This window comes from Streptomyces sp. NPDC007264 (assembly GCF_042869095.1).
Taxonomy (GTDB): domain Bacteria; phylum Actinomycetota; class Actinomycetes; order Streptomycetales; family Streptomycetaceae; genus Streptomyces.
Window position 1 is genome coordinate 536,779 of sequence record NZ_JBIAFD010000001.1, and the last position, 24,177, is coordinate 560,955.

Below are 24,177 nucleotides of genomic sequence, written 5' to 3' on the forward strand. Positions count from 1 at the left end.
CCTTTCTCATGGCAGGCGACGGTTTTCGCAGAAGACGGGCGTGGGCGGCGCTGTTCGCCGCCTCCGCCGCACTGGGCCTGACGGTGACGCAGGCCCAGGCGGCGTCCGGCACCGGGGTGGATCCCTTCGGTGTGCGCGCGCTCCGGGAACAGGCCCATGCGAACCAGCTGAAGGGCCGGTCCGCCCTCGCGGAGACGGCGGACCCCGGCGACCCCGGGGGCGACGAGGACGAGTCGGGGAACATCGCCGAACAGGCGGACCAGTACGCGGAGGCCCGGACCTCGCCCGGGGTGGTGGCGCCGGGCGCCTACGGGGCCGCGTACGACGCGCTGAGCGCGCTCCCGCACACCGACGGCAGATGGCGGGACGTGACCCGGCTGCCCTACGACTCCGACGATCCGCGCTACCGGGACATCAGCTCCAACTCCAGCGGCGGCGCCGGACGGGTCACCGGGCGGGTGACCGGACTCGCGGCCGACGACCACGGCTATGTGTACGCGGGCGCGGCCAACGGCGGTGTCTTCCGTTCCCGCACCGGGGGCGGGCACTGGACGAACATCTCCGACGGCCTGCCCGCCCTGTCCACGGGCGATCTGCAACTCGATCCGCGCGGCCGGCTGTGGTACGCGACCGGCGAGGCCAACACCAGCGCGACCGCCTTCCTCGGCACCGGCGTCTACGTCCTCGACGACCCGCGCCACGGCCGGTTCGCCGAGCGCGACCGGGTCGGCGGCGACGAACTGGAGTCGACGTCCATCAACGCGCTCCGCTTCGGCGGCGACACGGTGTGGGCGGCGACCACGCACGGCGTGTGGAGCCACTCCACCAAGACCCTCAAGGGCCCGTGGAAGCTCCAGTTCGCCCCCAACCCCGACTATCTGCCGGGCGGCGCGAAGGCGGGCGAGCCCTCGGCCCCGTACAAGAACATCACCAGCGACGTCGCGATCGACCCCAAGGACCCGCGCAAGGTCGTGCTCGCGGTCGGCTGGCGCAGCGGCGACACCTACAACGGCTTCTACACCAGGGGCGCCCACGGCTGGGAGCGGCTGACCGGGCTCGGGGACCTGCCCAGCGACAGCGACGACGTGGGCAACGTGACCTTCGCGCGCAGCGCGGACGGCTCGCGCTACTACGCCATCGACCAGTCGCCGGCCATGACGGCGTCCAACCCGGACAGCGGGCTCGCGGGCGTCTTCGTCTCCAAGTCCGGTTCGCCGACCGGGCCATGGACGAGGATCGCCGACCACACGCGGCTGCGCGACTCCGGTTCCGCGCTGACCGGTGCCGGCTACCAGCCGGGCGTCCAGGCCTGGTACGACCAGTTCCTCACCGTCGACCCGAAGAACCCCGACCATGTGTACGCGGGTCTGGAGGAGGTCTTCGAGACCAAGGACGGCGGCGCCGACTGGACCGTCCCCGGCCCGTACTGGAACTTCGGCTTCCCCTGCTGGTCCATCGACCCCGCCCGGCAGAGCGGCGCCTGCCCGCCCACCACGCACCCCGACCAGCACGCGGTGGCGATCGGCAGCGACGGCGGGAAACCGTACGTCGTGGTCGGCGACGACGGCGGTGTGTTCCGGCGGCCGGTGGACGGCTCCGCGAACGCCGACGGCCACGCCACGGACTGGACGTCCCTGAACGACGGCACGATGGACGCGCTGCAGTACTACTCGGTCGGCGTGGGCATCGACCCGGCGGCGCGCGGCGTCGCGGTCAGCGGCGGTCTGCAGGACAACGGGCAGTCGATCCTGCGCCCCGGCGACCGGGTGATGGGCTCGAACTTCGGCGGCGACGGCGGCGACACGATCGTCGACCCCGCCAACGGGTGCAACGTCGCGGCGGAGTACGTGTACCTGGCGGTGTCGGTCACGCAGAACTGCGCCGTCAACGACGGCAGCTGGGTCGACGACCCCTCGAAGGCCACCAGCTACTCGGTCGCGCCGCCCGACAACGCCACCGGTGAGGCCCGCTTCATCGCACCGCTCAACGCCGACATCAAGGACCCGGACACCTGGGTCGCGGGCGGCCGGCACGTGTGGACGAACACCAAGGGCTGGGCGATCCGCAGCGGCAGCGAGTGGTTCGGGGCCTACGACCTCGGCGAGGGCCACACCGCGACCGCCGTCGCCTCCTCCGGCGGCAGGGTGTACGCCGCCTGGTGCGGGCCCTGCAACAACCAGGGCTTCACCCGGGGCATCGCGGTCGGCAACGCGGACGGCACCGGCTGGCACCAACTGGACCTGCCCGTCGACGGGACCGTCCCCAACCGCTACCTCTCCGGCCTGGCGATCGACCCGGCGGACTCGAACCACGTGCTGCTCGCCGTCAACGGCTTCTCGCGCAAGTGGACGGAGGGCCCGGGTGCGGGCTTCGGCCACCTCTTCGAGACCCGGGACGGGGGCACGACCTGGAAGGACGTCTCCGGGAACCTGCCGGACGTGCCCGCCGACTCCGTGGTGCTGCTGAAGGACGGCACCGTGGTGCTGGGCACGGACCTCGGCGTCCTGGTCCGCCGGGCGGGCTCGCGGAGCTGGAAGGTGGCGGGGGAGCGCCTGCCGACGACGGCGGTCCTCCAACTGCGCACCGGCCCCGACGGCCGGCTGTACGCGGCCACGCACGGGCGCGGGATCTGGGCGATCGACCCGCGGCGCCTGCGCTGAGCGTCCGACGCCGCGTGCGGTGAGGGGCGGGGCCCGGGGCCCCGCCCCTCCTGTGTGACACTGCGCGCATGATCCGTGCCGCGACCCCCGCCGACGTCCCCGCCGTCCACGCCCTGATCCGCGAACTCGCCGCCTACGAGAAGGCGCCCGACGAGGCGCGGGCGACGCCGGAGCAGCTCACGGAGGCACTGTTCGGCGACCGCCCGGCGGCGTACGCGCACGTCGCCGAGGACGACGGGGGCGAGATCGCCGGCTACGCGCTGTGGTTCCTGAACTTCTCCACCTGGCGGGGCGTGCACGGCATCTACCTGGAGGACCTGTACGTCCGCCCGCAGGCGCGCGGCGCCGGCCACGGCAGGGCGCTGCTCACGGAGCTGGCCCGCATCTGCGTCGCACGCGGCTACGAGCGCCTGGAGTGGGCGGTCCTGGACTGGAACCGTCCGGCGATCGACTTCTACGAGGCGCTGGGCGCCCACCCGCAGGACGAGTGGACCCTGTACCGGCTGACGGACGGGGCGCTGGCCCGGCTGGGAGCCCACCGGTAGCCGACCCGTCCTCGTGGGTCGGCCGGGCGGGCGGGCCGCGGCCGGGCGTCACGCCAGATGGCGTTCGCGCATCGCCAGCCAGGTGCGGCTGGCGACGTCCGGGTCGTCCAGGTCGGCGCCGAGCAGCCGTGCCGCCGTGCCGATCCGGTGGCGCAGGGTGTTGCGGTGCACGCCGAGATCGGCGGCCGCCCGTTCCCACTGGCCGCGGTGGCGCAGATAGGCGGCCACGGCGGGGACGAGATCCGCACGGCGGTAGGAGAGCAGGGGCTCCAGGGAGGGTGCGGCGGCGAGTGCCCGCGCCCCGTCCGCGCCCATGTCCCGCACGGTGCCGGGGAGCTGCGCCGCGAGGGCCCGGCGCAGCGTGGCCAGCTGGTGGTGCAGGTCGGGCAGAGCGGTCTGTGCGCCCAGCAGCGCCCTGGCCCCCACCGGGTGCCCGGCGGTGAGGCCGCGGACCGCGTCCAGGGCGGCGGGCACGTCGGCCGGGTCGAGCGGCGCCCACACCTCCTCGGCCTCCGACAGGGCGATCAGCTCGCGCGGGGGCGTGGCGACGGCCGCCTCCAGGGCGTCGAGGACGTCGTCGACGGCGCCCGCGGGCCCCGCCAGGCCGAGCAGGCGTACCCGCCGCGGAGGCACGCCCAGGCCCAGGTCCGCGGCGAGCGAGCGGGCCGCGTCGACGTGGCCGGTCAGCAACAGCCGCGCCACGCAGGCGCGGGAGGCGCGGGACGCGGCGACACCGCGGCGCTGCTGCTCGCTCTGCAGCGCCAGCAGCGCGCAGGCGGTGAGCACCAGTTGCCGGTCGGCCGCCCGCATGGGGCGGGGGCAGCCGGTGGCCACGAACCCGCTGAGCCGTCCGTGCCCGGCCAGCGGGTGCAGCACCACGTCCTCGTCGCCGAGGGGGAAGGTCGCCGAGGAGTGCGGGCCCGCGACGCGGAGCCTGGCCACCTCGGCGGCGATCTGACGGGCGTGGGTGCGGCGGCGGCGCGGCCAGACCTCGAGCACCTCACCCGACGGTCCCAGCCGGGCGGCCCAGCCCTCGACGGCGGCGGCCAGGATCCGGACCACGGCCGTCACCGGGGTCGGCCCGGCCGCGGCCCTGACCAGGTCGCGGTGGGCGCCCAGGGCGGCGGTGAGTTCCTCCTGCCCGGCGGCGGCCAGGAGCGACCAGTAGGTGCGGGCGACCGCCAGGAAAGGGGTCGGCCCGGGCACGCTCAGCAGCGGCAGCCCGGCCGCGGCACACGCCTCGACCAGGGTGTCGGGCACGCTGGTGTGCACCGGGCCCAACCCCAGGCCGAGGCCCGCGATGCCGTGCCGTGCCAGCCGGGCGGCGTAGGCGCGGGCCTGGGCGGTCTGGCCGGTGAGGCCCATGCCGGTGGTGAGCAGGAGTTCGCCGCCGGAGAGGTACGGGGTCGGATCGGTCAGCTCGCTGACGTGGACGCCGGTCACCTCGCGGCGGGGCACGGGGACGGCCGGGGGGACCGGGGCCAGGTCGTCGCCGAGGGCGCGCACCAGGACGTCGAGGGTGGGCACGGTCTTCCTCCCGAGAGCGTCGACTTGGTGCATTCTGCACGAGAAAGCCGTAGAGCCGGTCGGATCGTCCAAAGTCCCGGCGGGCCCGCGCTGCCTACGATGCGGCCCACGCACCCCCGGTCTCCGGCTTCGGAAGGACCCCCCGTGACTCCCGACACCTCCCTCGTCACGCCCTCTCCCGACCACCACGTACCGCAATCCGCCGCCGCTGCTGCCGCCGCTGCCGCCGCCGTCGCCCAGCCCGAGCAGCGCCGCATCCTGCGCACCGCGCTCCCCGGACCCCGATCGCGGCGGCTCCAGCAGCGCCGCGACGCCGCGCTGCCGCACGGACTGGGCGTCACACTGCCGGTCTTCGTCGACCGGGCGGGAGGCGGCGTCCTGGTGGACGTGGACGGCAACCACCTGATCGACCTCGCCTCGGGCATCGCCGTGACCAGCGTGGGGGCCAGTGCGCCCGCCGTGGTCTCCCGGGTGCGCGAGCAGGCCGGGCGGTTCACCCACACCTGCTTCCTGGTGACCGAGTACGACGGCTACGTCGAGGTCGCCGAGCGGCTGAACGCCCTCACCCCGGGCGACCACCCCAAGCGGACCGCGCTGTTCTCCACCGGCGCCGAGGCGGTGGAGAACGCCGTCAAGATCGCCCGCGCGGCGACGGGGCGCCCGGGCGTGGTGGTGTTCGACCACGCCTACCACGGCCGCAGCATGATGACCCTGGCCATGACCGCCAAGGAGGTGCCCTACAAGAGCGGTTTCGGCCCCTTCCCCGGCGAGGTGCACCGGGCCCCCTACGCCTACCCGCTGCGGTGGCCCGGCGGCCCCGGCGACTGCGCGGAGCAGGCACTCGCCGCGCTGCGGGAACTGCTGGACCGGGTCGGTGCGGACACGGTCGCGGCCCTGGTCGTGGAACCGCTGCAGGGCGAGGGCGGGTTCGTGGTGCCGGCACCCGGGTTCCTCCCGGGCCTGGAGCGCATCGCGCGCGAGCACGGCATCGTGCTGGTCGCCGACGAGGTGCAGGCCGGCATGGGCCGCACCGGAACCCTGTTCGCCTGCGAGCACGAGGGGATCGTCCCCGACCTGGTCTGCACGGCCAAGGCACTCGGCGGCGGGCTGCCGCTGGCCGCCGTCACCGGCCGTGCCGAGCTGATGGACGCGGTGGGACCCGGCGGACTCGGCGGCACCTACGCGGGCAACCCGGTGGCCTGCGCGGCGGCGCTCGGCGTGCTGGAGATGCTGGCGGACGGGACGCTGCTGCAGCGGGCCCGGCGGATCGAGGGCATCGTCCGCGACCGGCTGGAGCCGCTGGCCGACGAGCTTGTGACGGTGGCCGAGGTCCGTGGCCGCGGAGCGATGATGGCCGTCGAGTTCGTCCGCCCGCACTCCCCGGACCCGGACCCGGACCCGGACACGAACCCGGACCCGGACCCGGACCCGGACCTGGCCCGGGCCGTCGCCGCACGCTGCCACGCGGAGGGCGTCGTCACCCTGGTCTGCGGCACCTACGGCAACGTCGTCCGGCTGCTGCCGCCGCTGGTCATCCCCGAGGACCTGCTCCGCGAGGGCCTGGACGTGCTGGTGGCGGCGATCCGGAGCGCGTCGTGAGCCCCGCGGCGGCCGGGCGGACCGAGGTGAGCCGCGACCCGCGCACCGGCGCCTGCGCGGACGGTCCCGCCGTCACCGCGCCCGAGGAGGTCGCCCGGCTGGCCGCGGGCGCGGCGCGGGACGCCGGGCGGGTCGCCGCCGTGCCGCCCGCCGTGCGGGCGGGCTGGCTGGACGCGGTGGCCGACGCGCTGGAGAGCGACGTCGAAGACCTGGCCGCGCTGGCGGACGCGGAGACCGCGCTGGGCACGGAGCGGCTGCGCGGCGAGATCGGCCGCGCCGCGGCGCAGGCCCGCTTCTACGGGGCGGTCGCCGCCGAGGGCGGCTGGCTGGACCTGCGCGTCGACCGCGGCGACGGCCCCGACCTGCGCCGGATGAACCGGCCGCTCGGCCCCGTCGCGGTCTTCGGCGCCAGCAACTTCCCCTTCGCCTTCGGGGTGGCCGGGCACGACACCGCGTCCGCGCTGGCCGCCGGGTGCCCGGTCCTGGCCAAGGCCCACCCGGCGCACCCGCGGCTGAGCGCCCGGCTCGGCGCGACGATGACGGCGGCGCTGCGCGGGGCCGGCGCCCCCGAGGGCGCCTTCGCGCTGGTGACGGGCTTCGACGCGGGCCTGGCCCTGGTCGACGCGCCGGAGGTCGCCGCAGTGGCGTTCACCGGCTCGCAGTCGGGCGGCACGGCCCTCGTGGAGCGGGCGGCGCGGCGGCCCGTGCCCGTACCGGTCTTCGCGGAGATGGGCACGGTCAACCCGGCGGTGCTGACCCCTGCCGCGAGCGCCGCCGAAGGCGGTGTCCGGCGGGCGGCCGCCGGCTTCGTCGCCTCCTTCACCCTGGGCCAGGGCCAGTTCTGCACCAAGCCCGGTCTGCTGCTGGCGCCGCGCGGCAGCGGCGCGGCGGACGCCGCGGCCGAGGCGCTGGCCGGGGTGGCGCCCGGCTGGCTCCTCACCGAGAGCATCGCCGCCGCCTACCGCCGGGGCCTCGCCGACCTGGTCGCGGCCGGCGCACACCCGGTGGCCTCCGTGGACGCCGCCGCGCGGGGCTTCGCCGCCGCACCCACCGTCCTGGCCGCCCCCGCCGGGGCGCTGCGCCCGGGCTCGCCGCTGCTCGCGGAGTGCTTCGGCCCGGTGGCGCTGGTGGTGGAGTACGACGACCCGGCGCGGTTGCGGGAGCTGCTGGGGCGGCTCCAGCCGAGCCTGGCGGCGGCGATCGCCTCGGCCGGGCCGGCGGACCCCGACCTGCCGTGGCTGGTGGACCTGCTCTCCGGGCAGGCCGGCCGGGTCGTGGTGGACGGCTGGCCGACGGGCGTGGCGACCTCGTGGGCGCAGCAGCACGGCGGCCCCTGGCCGGCGACGAGCCGCCCGGACGCCACCAGCGTGGGCGCCGCCGCCCTCGACCGCTTCACCAGGCCGGTGGCGTTCCAGGACGTGCCGCAGACCGCGCTCCCCGAACCGTTGCGCGACACCAACCCGTGGCGGCTGCCGCGCCGGGTCGGCGGCCTCCTGGAAGGGGCCCCGGCATGAGCCGCCCGGTGGCCGCGGTGGCCCCGGTGGCCCCGGTGGCCCCGGTCGCCCCGGTCGCCCCGGTCGCCCCGGGCGGCCCGGGCCGGGCGGGTGCGCGATGAGCGGCGGGCCCCTGGAGGGGATCCTCGTCGCCGACTTCAGCCGGGTGCTGGCCGGCCCGCTGTGCACGATGACGCTGGCCGACCTCGGCGCCACCGTCGTCAAGGTGGAGCGCCCCGGCACCGGGGACGACACCCGGTCCTGGGGACCTCCGTGGTCGGCGTCCTCCACGACGTACTTCGAGAGCGTCAACCGCTCCAAGCTCAGCGTCACCCTCGACCTGGCCGACGGCGGTGACCTGGCCCTGGCCCGGGAACTGGCCCGGCGCGCCGACGTGCTGGTGGAGAACTTCCGACCGGGCACCCTCGACCGGCACGGCCTCGGCTACGACGAGGTGTCGGCCGGCAATCCCGGCGTCGTCTACTGCTCGGTCACCGGATTCGGCGCCGGCGCGGGCGCCGACCTGCTCGGCTACGACTTCGTGGTGCAGGCGGTCGGCGGTCTGATGAGCATCACCGGCGACGCCGACGGAGAGCCCACCAAGGCGGGGGTCGCCCTGGTGGACGTGCTCACCGGCAAGGACGCCACCGTCGGCGTGCTGGCCGCGCTGGCGGGCCGGGCCCGCACCGGGCGCGGCTGCCGGGTCGAGGTCAACCTGCTGTCCAGCCTGCTCGGTGCCCTGGTCAACCAGGCGCAGTCGTTCCTGGAGACGGGCCGCCCGCCCGGCCGGATGGGAAACCGCCACCCGTCGATCGCCCCGTACGAGACGCTGCGCTGCCGTGACGGGCTGCTCGCCGTGGCCTGCGGCAACGACGGCCAGTTCGCGCGCATGGCGGCGGTGCTCGGCGCGCCCGGCCTCGCGGCGGACGAGCGGTTCGCCACCAACGCGGCCAGGGTCGCCCACCGTGAGGAGCTGGTCGCCGCGCTGGAGGAGCTGCTGGCCGCTGAGGACTGCGCGGTCTGGCAGGAACGCCTGACCACCGCGGCGGTGCCGGCGGGCCGGGTCGGCACCGTGGCCGACGGCTTCGCGCTGGCCGAACGGCTGGGCCTGGACCCCACCACGGCGCCGGCCGGCGGCGGCACGGCCGCGCCGCGCCACCCGGCGGCCTACTCCACCGCCATGGTCCGCCCGGCCGCACCGCCGCCGGGCCTGGGCGCGGACGGTGAACGCGTCCGCGCCTGGCTGGCCGATCCGCAGTGCCCTCCCCTGCCCCATCCCTCACGAGAGGTCCCCCGATGAGCACGAAGACCCCCGCCCCCAAGGCCGATCCGCTGGACCTGGCCGGCATCGACGACCTGCTCAGCCCCGAGGAGAAGGCGGTCCGGGCGGCCGTGCGCCAGGTGTGCGACCGCGCGGTCGACCCGTACGTCGCGGAGTGGTTCGAGTCCGGGGACCTGCCGGTGATCCGCGAACTCGCCAAGGAGCTGGGCACGCTGGGGCTGCTCGGCATGCACCTGGAGGGCTACGGCTGCCCCGGGATGAGCGCGGTCGACTACGGCCTGGCGTGCCTGGAGCTCGAGGCCAGCGACTCCGGGATCCGTTCCCTGGTCAGCGTCCAGGGCTCACTGGCGATGTACGCGATCTGGCGGCACGGCAGCGAGGAGCAGAAGCAGGAGTGGCTGCCGCGGATGGCCTCGGGCGACGCCATCGGCTGCTTCGGCCTGACCGAACCCGACCACGGCTCCGACCCCGGCTCGATGCGCACCCGGGCCCGCAGGGACGGCGGCGACTGGGTGCTCGACGGCACCAAGATGTGGATCACCAACGGGTCCGTGGCCCAGGTCGCGGTGGTCTGGGCGCAGACGGACGAGGGCGTGCGGGGCTTCGTCGTCCCCACCGGCACCCCCGGCTTCGGCGCCCGTGCCATCAAGCACAAGATGTCCCTGCGGGCCTCGGTCACCAGCGAACTCGTCCTGGAATCGGTGCGCCTGCCCGCGTCGGCCGCCCTGCCGGAGGTGCGGGGCCTGCGCGGCCCGCTGTCCTGCCTCAACGAGGCGCGGTACGGGATCCTGTGGGGCTCCATGGGCGCGGCCCGCAGCGCCTTCCGCGCCGCGCTCGCCTATGCCGGGGAGCGGTCCCAGTTCGGCCGGCCCATCGGCGGCTTCCAGCTGACGCAGGCGAAGCTGGCGCAGATGGCGGTGGAACTCACCAACGGCACCCTGCTCGCGCTGCACCTGGGCCGCCGCAAGGACACCGTGGGGCTGCGTCCCGAGCAGGTGAGCCTGGGCAAACTGAACAACGTCACCAAGGCGCTGGAGATCTGCCGCACGGCGCGGACGATCCTCGGAGCCAACGGGATCTCCCTGGAGTACCCGGTGATCCGGCACATGAACAACCTGGAGTCGGTCCTGACGTACGAGGGCACACCCGAGATGCACACCCTGGTCATCGGCCAGGCCCTCACCGGCCGGGCGGCCTTCCGCTGACACCCCGGATCTCGCCCGGAAGCCGTCCGCTTCCGGAACGTGATCCATGGGGACGGCCCCGGGCGAGCCGCCGCAGCGCGAGCAGCCCGCCGACGCCCGGGGCCACGGCCAGGACCTTGGCGGCCGTCGGCGCCTCCTTGAGGCGCCAGGTCGCGACCAGCGTGAACAGGTAGGCACAGCCGTGGGTGGGGCCCATCAAGGACGAGACGGGTTTCAGGTGCACGGTGAACAGGTTGGCCAGCAACACGATCAGCGAGATCAGCTCGGTGCGGGCCGCGATGCGCAGAGGGCGCAGGGGCTGCGGGCGCACCGTCACACCCCCGTCGTGGAGCCGGGGCGGATGATCATCAGCACGGTGACTGCGGCCCACAGCAGGTTGAAGACGCCGGTGAGCATGGCGAGTCCACCCGGCGCCGACGAGGAGTGTGCCGACGACGGCGACGAGGCGGAACTCTCCGCCTGGGCCAGGGCACGGCCCTGAGCCGGCAGGATCAGCAGGGCCAGCACGCCGGCGGCCGCCGCGGTCAGCAGGATCGAGGCGATCAGCCAGATGTCGCCGAGGACACCGAGGCTGCCGGCCGTGGCGAAGCCGAAGAGGGGAACGGCGATGCCGACGCCCGCGTAGACCCGGCAGATCCGGTGCAGCGTCCGCAAGGCCGTCAGGACGTCGCCTGCGCCTGCGCCTGCTCCTGCGCCGTCGCCGTCGCCGTTGCCGTCGCCGGAGGTGCCGAGGGCCCGGCGCAGCGTCGCGGGGAACATGCTCGCGGCGACGGCGACCGGGCCGACGGCCACGAGGGCCGCCAGGACGTGCAGCGACAGGAGGAGCTTGGTCACGCCCGGTCCTCCTGGGCGGTCCGGCGCTCGCCGGTGGCCTCGACGCGCAGCGGGTCGAAGCCGTCGAACAGGACAACGTGGATGTGCATAGATGTTTCCTCGGACGTCGATCGCTGTCGGACGCTCCGGAGTCAACAGGCTGCCGCCGTGATCGCCCAGTGGCACGAACGACAGGTTTCAACGAGATAATGCCAGGCGCTCCTGGAGGCCCGGGAACTGTGGGGACACGGGGTTTCCACCTGTACGTCCCGGCGCCGCCCCGATCGGCGGGGAGGTAGATTCCCGCCATGCACCGCGTCGCCGTTCTCGCGCTGGACCAGGTGATCCCGTTCGACCTGTCCACCCCGATCGAGGTCTTCTCCCGGACCCGTCTGCCCGACGGGCGCCCCGGCTACCGGGTCCGGGTGTGCGCCGAGCGTGAAGCGATCGACGCCGGGGCCTTCACCCTGCGCGCCCCGTGGGGCCTGGAGGGCCTCGAGGACGCGGACACGATCATCGTGCCGGGCGTCGACGAACCCACCGCCCCACTTCCCACCCCCGTGCGCGACGCGCTGCGGTCGGCCGCCGCCGACGGCACACGGATGGCCTCCATCTGTGTGGGCGCCTTCCCCCTGGCTGCCACCGGGCTCCTCGACGGGCTGCGCGTCACCACCCACTGGCGCGCGGCCCCGCTGCTGGCCGCCACGTACCCGGACGTCGACGTCGACGCGGACGTCCTCTACGTCGACAACGGCCAGTTCCTCACCTCGGCCGGCGCGGCCGCAGGCATGGACCTGTGCCTGCACATGATCCGCCGTGACTACGGTTCGGCCGTCGCCGCCGATGCCGCCCGCCTGTCGGTGATGCCCCTCGAACGGGAGGGCGGCCAGGCCCAGTTCATCGTCCACGACCACGATCCGACACCGCAGGGTTCCGAGCTGGAAGCACTGCTCACCTGGCTGCGGGAGAACCTGTCCCGTGAACTCACCCTCGCCGACATCGCCGAACAGGCCAGGACCAGCACCCGGACCCTGATCCGCAGGTTCCGCGACCAGACCGGCACCACCCCGCTCCAGTGGCTCCACCGAGCCCGCATCCGCCAGGCGCAGCACCTGCTCGAAACCACGGAGCACTCCGTCGAACGCATCGGCGGCCAGGTCGGCTTCGGCTCACCCACCACCTTCCGTGACCGCTTCAAACGCACGACGGGCGTCAGCCCGCAGAGCTACCGGCGCACGTTCAGGTCAGTCCGCGACTGACCGACCGCGGCGGACCTGGGAAGCCGTCCGCCGGCCGGTCGGCGGGCCGGTCCGGACGACGCCGGCCCGCAGGACCACGAGCAGGTCCTGCGGGCCGGTGTCATACGGGTTCCCGAGCGATCGGTGGCGCCTCTTCCGCGCCTCTTCCGCGCCTCTCCGCGCCGGGTCGCGCCGTGCGCTCAGGCGTCGACCGGCGTCCGGTCCGCGCCGGGGCCGGCATCCGCCTCGGGGGCGGCGGCCGCCGTGGAGTCGGGCGCCTCCTTGGGGATCGCGTCGTCGTACGGTGCCTCGCTGCGCCCGTAGGACCGGTGCACCGCCATGTAGATCAGCCCGGTGCCGACGACGACCACGGCGGACAGCGGCACGATCCAGTTGTCGTACCAGGGGGTGCCCGGGGTGCGCGGCCAGCACATGTTGACGATGGCGATCACGCCGTACACCAGCGCCGCGACGTTCACCGGCAGGCCCCAGCGCCCGAGCCGGTACTTGCCACTGGGCTGCCAGCCCTTGAGCCGGGCGCGCAGCGCGGCGAGCACCACCATCTGGAAGCCGATGTAGATGCCGACGGAGGCGAAGCTGATCACCTTGGTGAGGGCGTCGGTGGACGCCTTGGAGCCGATCACGATGACGGCGGGCACGACGGCGGCGAGCAGCAGCGAGTACGGGGGGACGTGCTTGGCCGGGGAGAACTTCCGCAGCAGCCGGCTGCCCATGATCATGTCGTCGCGACCGTAGCTGAACGCCAGCCGGCTCGCGGCGGCCTGCAGGCTCATGGCGCAGGACAGGAAGGAGATCAGCACGACGGCGAGGACGATCTTCGAGCCGACGGAGCCGAACGCGCTGTCGAGCAGGGTGGAGACGGGATCGACGTCCTTGCCCGCGATCACGGCCGGGATGTCGGCCACCGAGAGCACCAGCGCGAGACAGACGAACGTGGCCGCGGCTCCGCCGATGTAGATCGTGCGACGCATGGCCTTGGGGATCAGCCGCCCCGGGTCGGGGACCTCCTCGGCGACGTCGCCGCACGCCTCGAAGCCGTAGTACTGGTAGACGCCGATCAGACCGGCGGCCGCGAAGGCCCACAGATAGCTGTGGTCGCCCTGGGCGCCGAAGCTGTCGAACAGCACGCCGAGGCCGTGGTGCCGGTGGTTGACCAGGAGCCAGCCGCCGACCGCGAGGGCGCCCGCGATCTCGGCGACGAAGCCGATGAGGGCCGCCATGGCCAGCACACGGGTACCGAGGAAGTTGATCACGGTGGCCAGGGCCAGGATCACCAGCGCGCAGATGATGGTGGTGTTCACCGTGGCGGTGAATCCGAAGGCCGCGGCGAGGTAGGGGCCGGCGCCGTAGACGACGCTGGCGATGGTGCACAGCAGCGCGACCAGATACACCCAGCCCGTCATCCAGGCCCAGCGTCGGCCCCACAGGCGGCGGGCCCACGGGTACACACCGCCCGCGACGGGGAACTGCGCCACGATCTCGCTGAAGACGAGGGCGACCAGCAGCTGCCCGAGACCGACGATGACGAAGCTCCAGATCATCGGCGGTCCGCCGGTGGCCAGGGCGTAGGCGAAGAGCGAGTAGACGCCGACGACCGGCGACAGGTAGGTGAAGCCGAGCGAGAAGTTGGCCCAGGGGCTCATGTCTCGCTTGAATTCGGACGTGTAGCCGAGCGAGGCGAGGTGCTGCGCGTCGTCGTCCGTGGGGAGGGCAGGGGTGGGGCTCATGCGGGCTCCGTTGTCTAGAACCGGCGGGCAGAGGCCATGGCGGGAGGGGCGGCTGGTCGGTCCGCGGTGAGGCGGCGTCGCAGGAGGGCGATCGGCGCCGCTGGTTATGATGCTGGCCGTCCCCGGAAGGCTGCCGGTGGATGGCTGCGCGAAAAGCTACAAGTTCATGGGTTAGCGCACAAGCCTTCCGGACAGGGTTAACCAGCCGGAAACCGGAGCGGAGGAGGGGCCATGGTCGCACAGGGCGCTCCCGCGCCGAGCACCGCGCTGATCTCGCCCCTGCGCTCGGCCGGCCGCAGCGACGAGGTGGTCCAGCGCATCCGCGAGGCCATCCATCTGGGGCTGGTGGTGGACGGGGAACAGCTGCCCACCGAGGCGGAGTTCGCCACCCAGCTGGGCGTCTCGCCGATGACCCTGCGCGAGGCGCTGGCGGTGCTGCGCGAACAGGGGCTGGTGGAGACCCGCCGCGGCCGCACCGGCGGCACCTTCGTCCGCCGCCCCGCCAGTCCGCCGCGTGCTCCGCTGGAGGCGCGCCTGCGGGCCACGACCGTCACCGAGCTGCGGGACCTGGCGGACGAGCAGCTCGCGGTGTCCGGCACCTCCGCCCGCCTCGCCGCCGAGCGGGCCTCGGCGGCGAGCCTGCGGCGGCTGCTGAACCTGGTGGAGCAGCTGTCCCGGGCCGACGGGCTCGGTGCCCGGATCCGGGCCGACAGCCGGTTCCACATCGAGGTGGCCATCGCCTCGCAGTCCGAGCGGCTCACCCGGCACGAGGTGGACCTCCAGGCGGGCACGGCGGGGCTGCTCTGGCTGGCGCACGGGGACGGGACACCGGTGGACAAGGTGGTGGAGGAGCACCACGCCATCGCCACCGCGATCGCCGAGGAGGACGGCGACCGTGCGCGGGTGCTGGCCGAGCGGCATGTCCAGGGAAACCTGCGGCGCATGATCGAGCTGCACCTGCGGTTGACCGAGCACGAGAGCGACGAGGTGGCCGACGGTGGCTGAGGCGCGTACTCCCGGGGAGGCCGCAGCGGCGGCCGAGGTGCTGGAGACCCTGCTGGCGCGGATCCGCGGCCTGCTCGCGGAGATCTTCGCCGGGCCGGAGGCGGTCGCCGCCGAGGTGGTCCGGCGGCGGCGTGCGGTGCTCTCGGCGGGCGGCACCTTCCGGGCCGGCGACCTGACGGGCATCAGGGCCGTGGTGGAGGAGCGGCTGGCCGCGCAGCCGATGGCGGACGGCCTGGGCTTCCTGACGGCGGCGGGACTGCTGCCGGACCGGGAACGGCACATCACGTGGTGGCAGCGCGTCGCCTCCGGACTGGCGCCGATGCGGCTCAATCTCGATCCGACCACCGTCGACGTGTACGACTACTTCGAGATGGAGTGGTTCGCGGCCGCCCGTGACGAGGGCCGCCGCGCGGTGTTCGGCCCGTACGTGGACTACTCGGCCGCCGACCACTACGTCTGCACCTTCACCGTGCCGGTGGTGGACGGCGCCTTCCTGGGAGTGGCCGGCACCGATCTGCGGATGGACGCGCTGGAGCCGCGGCTGCTGGGGCTGCTGCGCGGGGCCGGCCACGACGCGGTGCTGGTCGGACCGGAGCGCAGGGTGGTCGCGGCCAACTCGCCGCGCTGGCTGGTGGGGGCGCGGCTGCCGCGGCTGCCGCACGCGGGAGACGGGGTGTTCCTCGCCGTGGGCGAGGTGGGACGGGACAGCGGTTGGGTGCTGGCGCTGGCGGCGCGCGGGTAGCCGCCGGGTCTGACCGGCGCGTCTCTGCGGGGCGGTCGAGGGGCCGTCGGAGCCATGGGGCTCCGGCGGCCCCTTTTCCATGAGCCCTTGACATACAAACTCTAGCTTTAGAGTATTTGGCCACTCCGCTCGCCCCGCCAGACCGTGGGAGTCCCCTTGACTGCTGCCGCGCTCGACGCCGTGCCCTACCTCGACATCACCGATCCCCTGTTCTCCATCAAGTCGGCCGCCGTGCACGCCGCACGCGAACGCAGCTGGTACGCCCGGACCACCTACGGTCTCGCGGTGCTCCGCCACGAGGAGGTCAGCCGACTGGTCAAGCACCCCAAACTCCGCCAGGGCAGCGTCGCCTGGCCCGCCCACAACGGCGTCACCGAGGGCCCCTTCGCCGACTGGTTCGCCGGCTGGATCCTCAACAAGGAGGGCGAGGAGCACCACCGGCTGCGCCGGCTGATGAACCCCGCCTTCTCCCCGAAGCTCATCGCCGGCCTGGTGCCCCGCTTCCAGGCCCTCGCCACCGAGCTGATCGACGGCTTCGAACCGGGCCGGTGCGAGTTCGTGTCCGAGTTCGCCGAGCCGTACGCGGCCCGGGTGATCGCCCACATGCTGGGCCTGCCGGAGTCGGAATGGCCGGTGATCGCCCGGGAGTCGGCCACCGTCGGCCTCGCCATGGGTGTGACGATCCGTCAGGAACTGCCCAGGATCGAGGCCGCGCTCGCCAATCTGTACGCCTACGCCGACGACCTCATCGCCGACCGCCGCCGCGCCGAGCGCGACGACTTCGTCTCCGCACTGGTCCGGGCCCACCGCGACGCGGACTCGCTCAGCGACAGCGAGCTGCGCGACGGCCTGGTGCTTCTGGTCTTCGGCGGCTTCGACACCACCCGCAACCAACTCGGCCTGGCCATGCAGACCTTCACCCGGCATCCCGACCAGTGGCGGCTGCTCGCCGAACGGCCGGAGCTGGGCCCCGCGGCGGTCGAGGAGGTCATGCGCGTCAACCCGACCGTCACCTGGGTCACCCGCGAGGCCCGGGAGGACTTCACCTTCCAGGGTTTGGACATCGCCGCAGGCACCACCGTGCACCTCTTCAGCGAGTCCGCCGGCACCGACCCCCGGGTGTTCGGAGAGCCCTCCTTCGACATCACCGCCGAACGCAGGCCGCACTTCGGCTTCGGCGGCGGCGCCCACCACTGCCTCGGCCACTTCGTCGCCCGCGGCGACATGAGCGAGGCCCTGCCGCTGCTCGCCCGCCGCCTGCGCGACCCCCGTATCGACGAGGGCGCCGCATGGCTGCCCGACTCCGGCAACACCGGCCCCGTCCGGCTGCCCCTCACCTTCACCCCGGCCGCCTGACCTCTTCCCCGGCCGCCTGACCTCTTCCCCTTCCGTCGGGTCGGCGCCCCCGCCGTCAGGTCTGCGCCCCTCCGTCCGGCCTGCGCTCCCACCGCCCGGTCCGTACCCCTGCGCCCGGGCCGGCGCCCGGCCCGTATGCCCGGCCCGTATGCCCGGTCCGTACCCCTGCGTGCAGGCCGGCACCCGACGCCTCCGCCCGCCCACCGTCCCGTCCCGCCCCGCCCCGTCCCGCCCCGTTCCGTTCCGTTCCGTCCCGAGAGGACCACCCCCATGCAGATCACTGTCGACCTCGCCAAGTGCCAGGACCACGGCCAGTGCGCCATCGCGGCACCCGTCGTCTTCCAGATGGACGACGAGGGCAGGCTCGTCCACGACGCCCACCCCGACGACACCCAGCTCGCCGCGGTCGAGGAGGCCGCCGACGCCTGCCCCGTCCAGGCCATCCTCATCAAGGACTGAGGTGTCCGCCCGCATCGCCGTCGTCGGCGCCTCCCTGGCAGGCCTGCGCACCGCCGAACAGTTGCGTGCCGCCGGGCACACCGGCCCGGTCACCGTCCTCGGGGACGAACCCCACCCGCCCTACAACCGCCCGCCCCTGTCGAAGGAACTGCTCGCCGACCCCGACCCCGGCGACAGCGACCCGGCCCGGCTGCACGCCGCGGTGGCCTTCCGCCGCCGCGCGTCGGTCCGGGACGTGGACTTCCGGCTCGGCCGGGCGGTGGTCCGCGCCGACCTGGCCCGGGGCCTGCTCACCCTGGCCGACGACACCGAGATCCGCTACGACGGGCTGGTCGCCGCCACCGGCCTGCGGCCCCGGCGGCTCACCCTGCCGGGCCCGAGGGCCGGGCGGTACGCGCTGCGCACCCTGGACGACTGCGTCGCGCTGCGCGGCGCGCTGAGCCCCGGGGCCCGCGTGATCGTGGTCGGCGCCGGCTTCATCGGCTGCGAGGTCGCGGCCACCGCGCTCGGGCTCGGCTGCCGGGTCACCGTGGTGGAGCCCGCCGGGCCCCCGATGGGCCGCGTCCTCGGCGCCGACCTGGCGCGGGCCGTGCAACGCCACCACGAGGCGGCCGGGATCACCTTCCGCACCGGCCGGTCGGTGGCCGCCGTCCTCGGCCGGGACCACGTCCGCGGCGTGGACCTCGACGACGGGACCACCCTCGGCGCCGACGCCGTCGTCGAGGCCGTGGGCTCCGTGCCCAACACCGAGTGGCTGAGCGGCAATCCCGGCCTGGACCTCGGCGACGGGGTGCTCTGCGACAACGCCCTGCTGGCCGTCGGCAGCGACCGCCTGGTCGCCGTCGGCGACGTCGCCCGCTTCCCCAACCCGCTCTTCGACACGACACCCCGCCGCGTGGAGCACTGGTCCGTCCCCGGCGACACCGCCAAGCGGGCCGCGGCCACCCTGACGGCCCTGCTGGCCGGCCGGGCGCCCGCCCCCGAGCCCTTCAGCCCGCTCCCCTCCTTCTGGAGCGACCAACTCGGCCTGCGCCTGCAGAGCTTCGGCGCCCCGGCCCTCGCCGACGAGGTGCGCCTGGCCGAAGGGGACCTCACCGACCCGCGGGCCGGTCTCCTCGCCACCTACCACCGGCGGTCCCGGCCCGTCGGCGTCGTCGCCGTCAACCTGCCCCCCGCCCGCCTGCGCGAGCTGCGCGAGGCCGGCACGGCCCACGCCCCGGCCGCCTGACCCCGCCTCCTCCGCCCACGCCCCCGCCCACGCCTCCGCCGCCCCGACCCCGCCACTCCGCCGCCCCCGACCCTGCCACGAGGAGCCATGACCATCACGACGACGCCCGCAGCCACCGCACTGGACCGGCACCGCGAGCGCAACACCGACCAGGCCGCGCTGGACGCGATCCGCAAGCGGATCGACGAGGCGGGCGTGCAGTACCTCTACTACCAGGCCGTCACCATCACCGGCCGCGTCGTGGGCAAGGTGGTCCCGGCCCGCCACCTGGCGCGCAACGCGGAACGCGGCGTCCAGCTGCACCGCACCGCCGTCAGCGACCTGCAGACCGACCGGGCCGGCAACCTGCTCGGCGGCGGCGCCGAGGCCGCCGAGTTCACCGCCGTCCCCGACCTGGACACCTTCGCCGTCCTGCCCTGGGACAGCAGCACCGGCCGCTTCTTCTGCCGCCTCTACGAGCCCGACCACCGCCCCGAGGCGGGCGGGCGGCCGCTCGCCACCGACGTGCGCGGCAACCTGCTGCGGCGGCACGCCGCGTTCACCGCCCGCACCGGTCTGGAACTGCGCAGCGGCTGCGAGCCCGAGATGACCTGGAGCGGTCCCGGTCTCGACGCCCGCTTCCGCCCCGGCTCCAGCCCCGCCTACCACGTGGACCATCTGGAGCGGTACCGCCCCATCTACCAGAAGGTCATCTCCTACGGGCAGGCACTGGGCCTGGACATGATCGAGGGCGACTACGAGGACCCCGGCCAGCTCGAACTGAACTGGATGTACGACCACGCCGACCGCACCGCCGACCGGCTGGTCGTCTACCGGCAGATCTGCCGCCAGGTCGCCCGCGAACTCGGCGTCACCGCGAGCTTCATGCCCAAGCCCGCCACCGGGATGATGGGCAACGGCTGCCACCACAACCTCTCCCTGTGGCGCGACGGCGTGAACGTCCTCGCCGACCCCGGTGTCACCGAGCTGCACCTCACCGAGACCGGCCGGCACGCTCTCGGCGGCATCCTCAGCCACGCGGCGGGCGCCATGGCGGTCATGGGGGCCACGGTCAACTCGTACAAGCGCTACTGGGACGCGGGCCAGTTCGCCCCCTCGCAGATCAACTGGGGCATGGACAACAAGACCTGCACGGTGCGCCTGTCCGCGAACGGGCGGCTGGAGTTCAAACTCCCCGACGCCATGGTCAACCCCTACCTCTCGCACGCCGTGCTGCTCGCCGCCATCGAGGACGGGCTCGCCCATGGCACCGATCCCGGCCCGGCACAGCACGGATCGAGCTACGACGGCGACGCCCCCCGCTTCGACCGGCTGCCGCTGACGCTCGGCGAGGCACTGGACGCCTTCGAGGCCGACCCGGTGGTCGAGGACGCCCTGGGCACGGAGCTCGTCGAGCTGTACGGCGCCTTCAAGCGCGACGAGTGGGCCCGCTTCTGCGGCACCGTCACGGACTGGGAGCACGCCATGTACGCCGAGGAGACGCCGTGACCGCGCCGCTGCGTCTGGCCTGCATCGACTCCGAGGCGGCACCCCTGTTCCACCTGTCCGGTCCGGACGGCTCCCGCCGGGGCTACGAGCCGGCCGTCGGCGAACTGCTGGCCGCCGAGCTGGGCCGCCCGCTGCGGTGGGTGTACCTGCCGTGGGCCGAGATGATCCCCGCGGTGCGGCGCGGTGCGGCGGACGCCGTGCTGTGCGGTCAGGGCATCACCCCCGACCGGTCGGCGCTGGTGGACTTCACCCGCCCGTACGCCGTCTTCCACGAGTCGGTGCTGGTCCGCCGCGGGGACGAGGTGAGCGGCCCGGAGCAGCTGCGCGGCCGGAGGGTCGCGGCCATCGCGGGCTCCACCAACATGGCGCTCGCGCAGACCTTCGACGGTGCGGTGCCGGTGCCGTTCGGCGGTGGCTCCGACGACGTCTTCGCGGAGATGCTGGCGGCCCTGCGCACCGGCGAGGTGGACGCGGTCGTCGACGACGACGTGGTGTTCGTGCCGCTGGGCGGCGACCCGGACTTCGCCCTGGCCTTCACGGTGCGCACCGGCAACCGCTGGGCGCTGGGCGTGGCCAAGGACCGGCCCGGGACGCTGGCCGCCCTGGACGGCGCGCTCGGCCGCGTCATCGCCGACGGACGGCTGGCCGCGGCCTGGACCGCATGGCTGCCCGCCCTCGCCTACCCGTTCGCCGACCCGGGGGCGGGAGGGTGAGCGTGCGCCCCGCGATCCTCGTCGTGGGCCGCCGCGCGGCCTCCGTGTCCGGGCTGCGGTTCGCCGCCACCGTCGCCGCGGAGGCCGTCTGCGAGGCGGTCTTCGCGGCGGGGGGCGAGCCGCTGGTCCTGCACGGCGCCGACCGCGGCGCCCTGCCGGAACTGCCCCGGCGGCTGGCCGGATCCGCCGGCGTGGTGCTGCCGGGCGGCTCCGACCTGGACCCCGCCCACTACGGCGAGGCCCGCCACCCCCGGACCGAGCCCGACCACCCGGAGCAGGACGACCTCGACCTCGCCGTGGCCCGCGCCGTGCTCGCGCACCGCCTGCCGGCCCTGGCGATCTGCCGCGGCCTGCAGGTGCTCAACACCGTGTGCGGCGGCACCCTCCTGCAGCATCTGCCGCCCGGCCCGGTGGAGCACCGCGACGCGCTCCACGCGGTCACCGCGCTGCCCGGCACCCGGCTGCGATCGGTGGTCGGCCCGGCCGCCTTCACGGTCTCCTCCTACCACCACCAGGCCGTGGACCGCCTGGGCGACGGACTGGTGGTGGCGGCCCGCTCCGCCGACGGCCGCGTCGAGGCCGTGGAGCACACGTCCGCCGATGTGCTCGCCGTGCAGTGGCACCCGGAGGACCTGGCCGCGAGCTCACGGCAGGACGCGGCGCTCTTCGGCGACCTGGTCGACCGCGCCCGCCTGCGCACCCGTGTCCCCACTCCCCTCCGAAAGGACGTCGTCTCATGACCGCGACACCGGACGCCGGGCCGGAGGCCGCCGCGGCCCTGGCACGGCGCCAGGAACTGGAGCAGCGCTTCGCCGCCCTCGCCCCGCCCACCCGGCTGCACATCGACGGGCGGCAGACGGACGCCGTCGACGGCGCCGTCCTCGAAAAGGTCTCCCCGCGCGACGGCCGGGTGATCGCCCGGGTCGCCGCCGGCGGCGCGCCGGACGTCGACCGCGCGGTGGCGAGCGCCCGGCGGGCCTTCGACGGCGGCCGCTGGTCGGCCCTGCACCCCCGGCGGCGACGCGCGGTGCTGCAACGGCTGGCCCGGCTGGTGGAGGAGCACGCCGAGGAACTGGCGCTGCTGGAGAGCGTCGACATGGGCAAGCCGTACACCGACGCGCTCGCCGTGGACCTGCGGGTGACCGTCCAGACCCTCGACTTCTACGCCGAGGCCGCGGACAAGCGGTACGACGAGGTGGCGCCCACCGGCCCCGAGGTGCTGGCCACCGTCACCCGTGAGCCGCTCGGGGTCGTCGGCGCCGTGGTGCCGTGGAACTTCCCGCTGATGATGGCGGTCTGGAAGGTCGCGCCCGCCCTCGCCGCGGGCAACACCATGGTCCTCAAACCGGCCGAGCAGTCCCCGCTGACGGCTCTGCGGTTCGCGGAACTGGCGACCGAGGCGGGCGTGCCCGACGGTGTCCTCAACGTGGTGCCCGGCCTCGGCCCGACGGCGGGCGCCGCCCTCGGCCGCCACCCGGACGTGGACGCCGTCACCTTCACCGGCTCCGGGGAGGTCGGCAGGCTCTTCCTGTCCTACTCGGCCGAGTCCAACATCAAGCAGGTCTCCCTGGAACTCGGCGGCAAGTCACCGCAGATCGTGCTGCCCGACGCGCCGGACCTGGAGGTGGTGGCCCGGGCCGTCGCCGGGGGCATCTTCTTCAACCAGGGCGAGGTGTGCTCGGCCGGCTCACGGCTGCTCGTCCACCGCTCGGTCAAGGACGAACTGCTCGAGCTGGTCCTCGACGCGGCGCGCCGCACCGTGGTCGGCGACCCGCTCGACCCGCGCACCCGGGTGGGGGCGCTGGTGGAGGAGAAGCACCTGGAGCGGGTCCTGGGCCATGTGCGCGGCGCCGTCGAGGACGGCGCCCGCCCGGTGCTGGGCGGCGGCCGGGTGCTGGCCGGGACCGGCGGGTACTACATGGAACCGACGGTCTTCGACGACGTCGACCCGGCGATGCGCATCGCCCGGCAGGAGGTCTTCGGACCCGTGCTCACGGTGATCGGCTTCGACGACGCCGAGGAGGCGGTGCGGATCGCCAACGGCACCGACTACGGTCTGGCCGCCGCCGTGTGGACCCGGGACCTGTCCACCGCCCACCGGATGTCCCGGGCGGTCCGCGCGGGCACGGTCTGGGTGAACTGCTTCGACGACAGCGACATCACGGTGCCGTTCGGCGGCTGTGCCCAGTCCGGCTTCGGCCGCGACAAGTCGCTGCACGCGCTGGACAAGTACACCCAGCTCAAGACCACCTGGATCCGGCTGTGAGCGCCCGCGCCGCCGTGCACCGGCACGAGGTCGAACCCCCGGGTCCCGCACCGGCGGACGGGCCGCGGATCGCGGTCCTGGTCTCGCTGAACTTCCCCGGCCTCACCGTGCCCGTGGCCGGGCTGGTGCGGCGCTTCACCCGCACCGCGCTGGCGACCCTGCGCGACCTGGGCGCCGCGCACCTCCTGATCGACACGTCCGCCGAGCCGCTGCCCGACCCGTCCGCCGTGACCGCGTTCGACGGACTGCTGGTGCTCGGCGGCGGCGACGTGGACGGGGAGCTGTACGGGGTGAGCGGGCCGGTGCCGAACTCCTACGGCGTCGACCGCCGTGCGGACGAGCACACCCTCGCCGCGATCCGGTGGGCGTGCGCCGCGGCCCGGCCGGTGCTGGGCGTCTGCCGCGGCAGCCAGCTGGTCAACATCGCCCACGGCGGCACCCTGGTACCGGACCTCGCGGATCACCGGCTGCACCACGGCGGCCCGGGGCAGCCGATGTTCCTCGACGAGAAGGTGACGATCACCCCCGGCACCCGGGTGGCGGACCTCGCCGGGGAACTCCGGCCGACGGTGCGCTCCGGCCACCACCAGGCCGTCGACCGGGTCGGCGCCGGCCTGATCGTCGCGGCACGCGCCGACGACGGAGTGGTCGAGGCGGTGGAGCACCCGGGACGGTGGGTGGTCGGTGTGCAGTGGCACCCCGAGGACCCCGACGGCTGCGCAGTCCACCGCCGCCGGCTGTTCTCCGGCTTCGTCACCGCCTGCGCCGCGCCGCACTGACGCGCACGAGCCGACCCCGCACGAGCCGACC

21 protein-coding genes are annotated in these 24,177 nt (G+C 74.6%); 17 read left to right on the forward strand and 4 right to left on the reverse strand.

Features of this window, described 5'->3' with window-relative positions; translation table 11 throughout:
* Positions 1 to 8: 8 nt before the first annotated feature.
* Both ACFYMU_RS02430 and ACFYMU_RS02435 read left to right on the forward strand, forming a co-directional pair.
* A complete protein-coding gene (locus tag ACFYMU_RS02430) occupies positions 9 to 2,660 on the forward strand; it encodes a glycosyl hydrolase (RefSeq protein ID WP_388366831.1) in 2,652 nt (883 codons plus the stop codon).
* A gap of 68 nt (positions 2,661 to 2,728) precedes the next feature.
* On the forward strand, positions 2,729 to 3,205 hold the full coding sequence (locus ACFYMU_RS02435; protein WP_388366833.1) for a GNAT family N-acetyltransferase: 477 nt from the start codon (positions 2,729 to 2,731) through the stop codon (positions 3,203 to 3,205).
* 48 nt (positions 3,206 to 3,253) lie between these two features.
* Here ACFYMU_RS02435 and ACFYMU_RS02440 read toward each other — a convergent pair whose 3' ends face one another.
* Entirely contained in the window at positions 3,254 to 4,732 is a 1,479-nt protein-coding gene (locus tag ACFYMU_RS02440) for a PucR family transcriptional regulator ligand-binding domain-containing protein (RefSeq protein ID WP_388366835.1), read from the reverse strand.
* A gap of 255 nt (positions 4,733 to 4,987) precedes the next feature.
* Between ACFYMU_RS02440 and gabT the strand changes: the two genes are divergently transcribed.
* The 4 genes from gabT to ACFYMU_RS02460 all read left to right on the forward strand — a co-directional run bounded on the left by gabT (position 4,988) and on the right by ACFYMU_RS02460 (position 10,311).
* Positions 4,988 to 6,331, forward strand: a complete 1,344-nt coding sequence (gabT, locus tag ACFYMU_RS02445) for a 4-aminobutyrate--2-oxoglutarate transaminase (RefSeq protein ID WP_388366962.1) — start codon at positions 4,988 to 4,990, stop codon at positions 6,329 to 6,331.
* Positions 6,328 to 7,845: an aldehyde dehydrogenase family protein gene (locus ACFYMU_RS02450; RefSeq protein ID WP_388366837.1), complete on the forward strand. Its 1,518-nt coding sequence runs from the start codon at positions 6,328 to 6,330 to the stop codon at positions 7,843 to 7,845. The genes gabT and ACFYMU_RS02450 overlap by 4 nt, the downstream gene beginning before the upstream one ends.
* 97 nt (positions 7,846 to 7,942) lie before the next feature.
* Positions 7,943 to 9,124: a CaiB/BaiF CoA transferase family protein gene (locus ACFYMU_RS02455; protein WP_388366839.1), complete on the forward strand. Its 1,182-nt coding sequence runs from the start codon at positions 7,943 to 7,945 to the stop codon at positions 9,122 to 9,124.
* Positions 9,121 to 10,311: an acyl-CoA dehydrogenase family protein gene (locus ACFYMU_RS02460; protein ID WP_388366841.1), complete on the forward strand. Its 1,191-nt coding sequence runs from the start codon at positions 9,121 to 9,123 to the stop codon at positions 10,309 to 10,311. Before ACFYMU_RS02455 ends, ACFYMU_RS02460 begins: the two co-directional genes overlap by 4 nt.
* Here ACFYMU_RS02460 and ACFYMU_RS02465 read toward each other — a convergent pair.
* The gene (locus tag ACFYMU_RS02465) at positions 10,286 to 10,621 is read right to left on the reverse strand and encodes a DUF3817 domain-containing protein (RefSeq protein WP_388366843.1); all 336 of its coding nucleotides are present in this window, start codon (positions 10,619 to 10,621) and stop codon (positions 10,286 to 10,288) included. The genes ACFYMU_RS02460 and ACFYMU_RS02465 overlap by 26 nt on opposite strands.
* 2 nt (positions 10,622 to 10,623) lie before the next feature.
* Positions 10,624 to 11,145 (reverse strand): hypothetical protein, encoded by a 522-nt coding sequence (locus tag ACFYMU_RS02470; protein ID WP_388366845.1) that lies wholly within the window; start codon positions 11,143 to 11,145, stop codon positions 10,624 to 10,626.
* A 287-nt stretch (positions 11,146 to 11,432) separates the two neighbouring features.
* On the opposite strand from ACFYMU_RS02470, the gene ACFYMU_RS02475 reads away from it, so the two are divergent.
* Positions 11,433 to 12,383, forward strand: a complete 951-nt coding sequence (locus ACFYMU_RS02475) for a GlxA family transcriptional regulator (RefSeq protein ID WP_388366847.1) — start codon at positions 11,433 to 11,435, stop codon at positions 12,381 to 12,383.
* A gap of 179 nt (positions 12,384 to 12,562) precedes the next feature.
* Here ACFYMU_RS02475 and ACFYMU_RS02480 read toward each other — a convergent pair whose 3' ends face one another.
* Complete coding sequence (locus tag ACFYMU_RS02480) at positions 12,563 to 14,110, reverse strand: APC family permease (RefSeq protein WP_388366849.1); 1,548 nt, start codon at positions 14,108 to 14,110, stop codon at positions 12,563 to 12,565.
* Between the two features lie 231 nt (positions 14,111 to 14,341).
* Here ACFYMU_RS02480 and ACFYMU_RS02485 point away from each other — a divergent pair, with 231 nt between their 5' ends.
* The 10 genes from ACFYMU_RS02485 (at position 14,342) to ACFYMU_RS02530 (ending at position 24,146) form a co-directional block, all read left to right on the forward strand.
* Positions 14,342 to 15,115 (forward strand): FadR/GntR family transcriptional regulator, encoded by a 774-nt coding sequence (locus ACFYMU_RS02485; RefSeq protein ID WP_388366851.1) that lies wholly within the window; start codon positions 14,342 to 14,344, stop codon positions 15,113 to 15,115.
* Positions 15,108 to 15,857 (forward strand): cache domain-containing protein, encoded by a 750-nt coding sequence (locus ACFYMU_RS02490; RefSeq protein ID WP_388366853.1) that lies wholly within the window; start codon positions 15,108 to 15,110, stop codon positions 15,855 to 15,857. The genes ACFYMU_RS02485 and ACFYMU_RS02490 overlap by 8 nt, the downstream gene beginning before the upstream one ends.
* A 156-nt stretch (positions 15,858 to 16,013) precedes the next feature.
* Complete coding sequence (locus ACFYMU_RS02495) at positions 16,014 to 17,213, forward strand: cytochrome P450 (RefSeq protein ID WP_388366855.1); 1,200 nt, start codon at positions 16,014 to 16,016, stop codon at positions 17,211 to 17,213.
* 270 nt (positions 17,214 to 17,483) lie between these two features.
* Positions 17,484 to 17,672: a ferredoxin gene (locus tag ACFYMU_RS02500; RefSeq protein ID WP_388366857.1), complete on the forward strand. Its 189-nt coding sequence runs from the start codon at positions 17,484 to 17,486 to the stop codon at positions 17,670 to 17,672.
* A gap of 1 nt (position 17,673) precedes the next feature.
* Positions 17,674 to 18,900, forward strand: coding sequence for an NAD(P)/FAD-dependent oxidoreductase (locus tag ACFYMU_RS02505; protein ID WP_388366859.1), 1,227 nt, complete (start codon positions 17,674 to 17,676; stop codon positions 18,898 to 18,900).
* Positions 18,901 to 18,987: 87 nt separating this feature from the next.
* Complete coding sequence (locus ACFYMU_RS02510; RefSeq protein WP_388366861.1) at positions 18,988 to 20,388, forward strand: glutamine synthetase family protein; 1,401 nt, start codon at positions 18,988 to 18,990, stop codon at positions 20,386 to 20,388.
* Entirely contained in the window at positions 20,385 to 21,101 is a 717-nt protein-coding gene (locus tag ACFYMU_RS02515; protein WP_388366863.1) for a substrate-binding periplasmic protein, read from the forward strand. The genes ACFYMU_RS02510 and ACFYMU_RS02515 overlap by 4 nt, the downstream gene beginning before the upstream one ends.
* A gap of 2 nt (positions 21,102 to 21,103) precedes the next feature.
* On the forward strand, positions 21,104 to 21,841 hold the full coding sequence (locus ACFYMU_RS02520; protein WP_388366865.1) for a gamma-glutamyl-gamma-aminobutyrate hydrolase family protein: 738 nt from the start codon (positions 21,104 to 21,106) through the stop codon (positions 21,839 to 21,841).
* Positions 21,838 to 23,367 (forward strand): aldehyde dehydrogenase, encoded by a 1,530-nt coding sequence (locus ACFYMU_RS02525; RefSeq protein ID WP_388366867.1) that lies wholly within the window; start codon positions 21,838 to 21,840, stop codon positions 23,365 to 23,367. Before ACFYMU_RS02520 ends, ACFYMU_RS02525 begins: the two co-directional genes overlap by 4 nt.
* The gene (locus tag ACFYMU_RS02530) at positions 23,364 to 24,146 is read left to right on the forward strand and encodes a gamma-glutamyl-gamma-aminobutyrate hydrolase family protein (RefSeq protein WP_388366869.1); all 783 of its coding nucleotides are present in this window, start codon (positions 23,364 to 23,366) and stop codon (positions 24,144 to 24,146) included. The genes ACFYMU_RS02525 and ACFYMU_RS02530 overlap by 4 nt, the downstream gene beginning before the upstream one ends.
* Positions 24,147 to 24,177: the final 31 nt, after the last annotated feature.